Here is a 4,240-nt window from a genome sequence, read left to right on the forward strand (position 1 = left end):
AAGCAGGTTTACGCGGATTGGTACGCAATCTCTGGGGATCTAAAAAGTAAGTAAATTACTTCCACATATCGGATTCAATAATTAGTTTTTCTCGTCCACCAGCTTTTAACGTACGAGTTTCATTATATTTTTTACCATTGGGGCATATTATTGATATTTTGCACTTACCGATTGGCGCATCTTTATTAAAGAAAGGCGAAACGCCAAGCATTGCCGTACCAACCGTAACTTTACAATCTGCTACGCCCTTGGCCATAACACTTAATTTGGCGCCAGTGCCAGTGCAAGGATTAGCTGCACTAGCATTATCTTTTGTTTTATCTTTGGTTTTATCCTTACTTTTGTCTTTATTTTTATTCTTATCCTTAGGGTCTTTATGTTTATCACGATCACGATTGGTAGGAGTAGGTCGCTTACTTACTGTAGCCACGGGTGTTGGTTTACGATCACGATCAAGTTCGGCCATTACTGTTACTTCACTACGACCTTGCATAGCCACAGTTAACTCATTATCTTGATATCCTTCTTTTACCACTTTCAACATATAAGAACGCGCCGGATCGAGATCCTTTATAGTTAATGGAGTTATTCCTTGACGATTAGGGCCTGAAAAAACCGTAGCGCCACTAGGTTTTGAGAGCACAATTAGATTTGCTTTTGTTACTATTGCGGTCTCTGTTGAAGCCGGGGTAGTCACTGATGTTTTAATTGGACTAAGATTTACTGTAACCGTATGTTTTTGTTCACCATCTTTTAAAATAATTTTCTCAGTTACTGCATCGTAGCCATCTTTTATAACTTCAATAGCTAATGGCTGATTACGTTCAGAATAAGTAAAAGAAATTGGCGTAATACCTTTTACTACACCACCAATTTTTACTTGAGCACCAGTAGGTACAGATAATACTTCAATAATTGCTGGCCCTATTGGTAATACCGCGGTCGTGTTGGTGGTATTAGATGTAGTAGGCTGCGTTGATGGTTGGTTGGTTGCTGCAGTCGCCGATGTTGCAGTATTGACCGAAGGGGTTGCGTTAGCTGTTGGTACTGTAGTGTTTGCAGTCGTAGTATTGGCTGTATTACTTGCACCTGCTGGTTTTTTACCACCAATTGGCTCAAGCTTAATATCAATCACTGCAGATTCTGGACCTTCTAACTCAAACTTATAGATTTTTTCTTCATAACCTTTAGCTTTTGCATGTAGCGTATGCATGCCTAAAGTTACGTTTGAGCGCGTGATAGGTGTTTGCCCACCAATTGATTGGCCATCTAGCAACAATTCAATTTTTGTAGGGTCAGAAGTAATAACTAAGGTTCCAAGCTGTGTTGGAGGCGTCGTTAACGCAACAATTAATATACCTAAAACCGACAGTAAAACCGAAATACCAACAACTAAAAAACCGACATGGCTTTTAGGCTTATCTGGTTTGCGCTTAGCTTTTGATGATGTAGATCTTACCTCGACGCGCGGTGATGGCGTGTTGACTTCATACTCACCTGCTGTCATTCCTTCGCTTGTATCATCTAAACCCACAGAAGTGGCGGCATCATTAAAATCAGCACCATTGCCTAACGATTCAAAAATCATCGTTTTTTCAGCACGGGAATCCATGGTGCCATGTACTTCAAATGTATAATCACCCATACCTCCGAGATCTAATGGTCGCTGTACCTGCATGAATTCCTCCATGCGGTGACGCTCGCGTTCGATATCGTCGGTAAATTCAGTTTTAAGCAAAGCTGCTATACGCTTGGCATTAAAAATGGTGTTATCTTCAATAAGAAATTGCTGCAGATCGTCATGCAAATCGCTAGCCCAAGCATAACGCTCATCACGATCGCGCGATAAAGCTTTTAGCATAAGCCGTTCTAATGGTTCGCTAATAGCAGGGTTTAGCTGACTTGGAGGCGTGACCTCGGCGTTTCGTACTTTTTCTAAAGTCGAAAAGTCACTTTCACCAACAAACAAACGGTGTCCGGTGACCATTTCATACAACAAAATACCTACCGCAAAAACATCAGAACGATGATCAATTTCAAGACCGCGTACCTGTTCAGGAGACATATAACCAAATTTGCCTTTGAGAACGCCGGCTTGAGTTTTACTAGCGCGATCTTCAGCCTTAGCAATACCAAAATCGGTAATCTTTACCGCACCTTCAAAGCTAATAAGGATATTTTGCGGGCTGACATCACGATGAATTACATTTAATGGTCGACCAGTTGGATCAGTTTTGCGATGCGCGTAATCTAAACCTTCACATATCTTTGCAGCAATATAAGCCGCTGCCGGAATAGGTACTGTTTGCTGTCGTTTGCGATAACTATCAAGGATTTGCCGCAAATCCTTGCCAGATACGTACTCCATAGCAATGTAATACTGATTTTCAAATTTGCCGAGTTCGTATATCTGAATGATGTTGGCGTGCGATAACTGCACCGCAATTCGTGCTTCGTCGACAAACATGTTGATGAACTCATCATCATCAGCCATGTTCGGTAAAATACGCTTAATTGCTAATACGCGTTCAAATCCTTCAACACCAAAGGCTTTGGCCATAAACACTTCGGCCATGCCGCCAACGTTAATACGATCGACTAGTAAATACCTACCAAATTGAACGGGGCCACCCTTCATTATCATCCGCAATCTGCAGCCCTCATGATAAGAAGCTGTTGTCTAACTGTCAAAGCTATTCTAGCGTTTGTCATTATTATTACTCACTACATCTATTCCCTGTCGACTCGCAAGTACATAGTCCAGTATGCTATTAATTATGAACCTAAACGACATCCTTGCCGTCGCTTTACGTGGAAATGCCTCAGACATTCACTTAAAAGCAGGTTTACCGCCAATGTTTCGAGTTAACGGATTATTGGTGCCACTAAAAGATGCCGCGCGTCTACCACCTGAGGAAATTTCAGCGATGACCCTGGCTATCATGAATAACTTTCAAAAAGAAAAATTCCGTCAAGCCAGTGAACTCGATCTTGCCTATGGCGTACCTGGACTTGGTCGTTTTCGTGTTAATGTGTTTCAGCAAAGAGGTATTATTGGCGCTGTTTTTCGCGTAATTCCGCTAAAAATCCTCACTATAGAACAACTTGGTTTGCCAAAAGTTCTTGAACAAATTTCTATGGAGCAGCGCGGACTAATTTTAGTAACCGGCACTACTGGTTCAGGTAAATCGACAACTTTAGCGGCAATGATCGATCATATAAACACCAATCGTACAGCTCATATTCTTACTATTGAAGATCCTATCGAGTTTTTAGTTCGTGACAAACGATCGATCGTAAATCAACGAGAGATTGGTGTAGACACGAATTCTTTTGCGATAGCTCTTCGTAGCGCTCTGCGTCAAGACCCTGATGTAATTTTAGTCGGTGAAATGCGTGATCTTGAAACCATTGAAATCGCACTAACTGCTGCTGAAACCGGACATTTGGTTATGTCTACGGTGCACACACTTGATGCCACCGAAACAATTAACCGTATTGTTTCAGCTTTTCCACCCCATCATCAAAAAGCTGCAAGGTTGCAACTTGCCTCTGTACTGCGCGCAGTTATTTCACAACGTTTAGTTCCACGCGCTGATGGTCAAGGTCGTGTCGCTGCACTTGAAATCATGCGCAATACCGGCCGTATTCGCGAACTGATTGAAGAACCTGAACGAGCCAAAGAAATACCTGATGCAATTGCCTCTGGCACCACCACCTATGGCATGCAAACCTTTGATCAGTCATTAATGGCCCTCTTTCGTTCCAATCTCATTTCGTATGAAGAATCATTGCGTCAAGCTTCAAATCCTGATGATTTTGCATTACGTGTTTCTGGGGTGTCTGCCACCAGCGATACTACATGGGATTCATTTGAGAAGGCACCACCGTTAGCAGCACCTGCTAGTGCAGCAACTCGCGGTGCACCACCATCAGCTAATGCTCCATTGAATATTCCAACGTTTAGTCCTAGTCCTGCTAAAACAAATACGGCAGCGCCTGCGAAAACCGCAGTAGCTCCTAATAAATCGCCAACTGCGGCTAGTGGGAATAAAAACAATGAACCGCCTGCAATTAGTATTGATGAAGATTTGTTAATTGAACGGTTTTAACATTATTTAAAAACCACTGATTTATTGTCTCATGATGGGATCCGCCTTAAGCTGACTCTTGATCTCATCTCTGTAATTGATCGATTTTATTAGGCTTTACTGGATGCCCTCTTTCGAGGGCATGACGT

The 4,240-nt window shown here is 42.2% G+C and carries 2 protein-coding genes; one reads left to right on the forward strand and one right to left on the reverse strand.

The genetic code is table 11. The features are described 5' to 3' along the window. Window positions 1–55: 55 nt before the first annotated feature. Window positions 56–2,638, reverse strand: coding sequence for a serine/threonine protein kinase (locus JW841_16135; GenBank protein MBN1962464.1), 2,583 nt, complete (start codon window positions 2,636–2,638; stop codon window positions 56–58). Between the two features lie 139 nt (window positions 2,639–2,777). Here JW841_16135 and JW841_16140 point away from each other — a divergent pair, with 139 nt between their 5' ends. After that, window positions 2,778–4,112, forward strand: a complete 1,335-nt coding sequence (locus JW841_16140; protein ID MBN1962465.1) for a type IV pilus twitching motility protein PilT — start codon at window positions 2,778–2,780, stop codon at window positions 4,110–4,112. Window positions 4,113–4,240: the final 128 nt, after the last annotated feature.

Source organism: Deltaproteobacteria bacterium (assembly GCA_016931625.1).
Taxonomy (GTDB): Bacteria; Myxococcota; XYA12-FULL-58-9; order XYA12-FULL-58-9; family JAFGEK01; genus JAFGEK01.

Coding starts and splice junctions, on each gene's coding strand:
- JW841_16135 (MBN1962464.1), bottom strand. CDS start 2,638: ATGAAGGGTGGCCCCGTTCAATTTGGTAGGTATTTACTAGTCGATCGT.
- JW841_16140 (MBN1962465.1), top strand. CDS start 2,778: ATGAACCTAAACGACATCCTTGCCGTCGCTTTACGTGGAAATGCCTCA.